This window comes from Acinetobacter sp. G11, assembly GCF_049808495.1.
Taxonomy (GTDB): domain Bacteria; phylum Pseudomonadota; class Gammaproteobacteria; order Pseudomonadales; family Moraxellaceae; genus Acinetobacter; species Acinetobacter kookii.
Genome location: NZ_JBNCAT010000075.1, coordinates 1 through 1,039, shown reverse-complemented (window position 1 = coordinate 1,039; position 1,039 = coordinate 1). Strand labels below are relative to the sequence as shown.

The 1,039-nt window shown below is 40.6% G+C and carries 1 protein-coding gene; it reads left to right on the top strand.

All coding sequences use genetic code 11. The features are described from left to right. The first annotated feature begins 54 nt into the window (after positions 1 to 54). Complete coding sequence (locus tag ACPUEY_RS14035) at positions 55 to 987, top strand: IS5 family transposase (RefSeq protein ID WP_425122463.1); 933 nt, start codon at positions 55 to 57, stop codon at positions 985 to 987. Positions 988 to 1,039: the final 52 nt, after the last annotated feature.

Here is a 1,039-nt window from a genome sequence, read left to right as displayed (position 1 = left end):
GGCTTTGTTGCACAAACATAGCTTAGAAGGCTTCTTCAGCAATATAATTTCAGAATGAAGAAGCCTGCACCTAAAATCTATCGTACAACTAATTGGTCATCCTATAATCAAGCTTTAATTAACCGAGGTAATATCTCCATTTGGTTTGATCCAAAGACTCAGTGGTATGCACAATTACAAGGCAAGCAAGGTCGAAATCAAACCTACTCCGATACAGCAATTCAATGCTGCTTAATGATCAAATCTCTATTTCGACTCTCTTTACGTATGGTGACAGGTTTTGTTCAAAGCCTGATTAAACTCTGTGGATTAGATTGGACAGCTCCAGATTACACTACGCTTTGTAGAAGACAAAAGCATATTGATATTGCGATTAGCTATCAAAAAAGTCGTGATGGTCTCCATCTACTCGTGGATTCTACTGGCTTGAAGTTTCTAGGTGAAGGCGAATGGAAATGCAAGAAACATGAGGCTGAATATCGTCGCCAATGGCGTAAGCTTCATATTGCTATAGACGCTGAAACTCTTGAAATACGTGCAGTTCAGCTCACAACGAATAATGTCAGTGATTCACAAGTACTCGAAGATTTACTAGCCCAAATTCCCTTAGATGAGCAAATTGATTCTGTCTATACAGATGGTGCTTATGACACAAAGTACTGCCGACAAGTCATTTTAGATCGAGATGCACATGCAGTGATTCCTCCCAGGAAGAATGCAAAGCCTTGGAAAGATCAGCAAGCGAGGTCTATAGAGCGGAATGAGTTATTGAAAACCGTCAAACGGCTAGGAAGGTCACTTTGGAAAAAATGGTCTGGTTATCATCGTCGAAGTTTGGTGGAAACCAAGATGCATTGCATCAAATTATTAGGCGATAAATTAACAGCAAGGAGCTTTCCGAGTCAGGTGAATGAGATCCATGCACGTACAGCGGTATTGAATAAATTCACAGAATTAGGGCGCCCTCATACCCAAGTTGTCACTTAAATTTAGATCACTTAGGGGAGCTCAGCCTTTCAAACCTTTATGCAACAAAGCC

Excerpts from the sequence above, each read along its gene's own strand:
- ACPUEY_RS14035 (WP_425122463.1), top strand. The coding sequence starts at position 55 with ATGAAGAAGCCTGCACCTAAAATCTATCGTACAACTAATTGGTCATCC.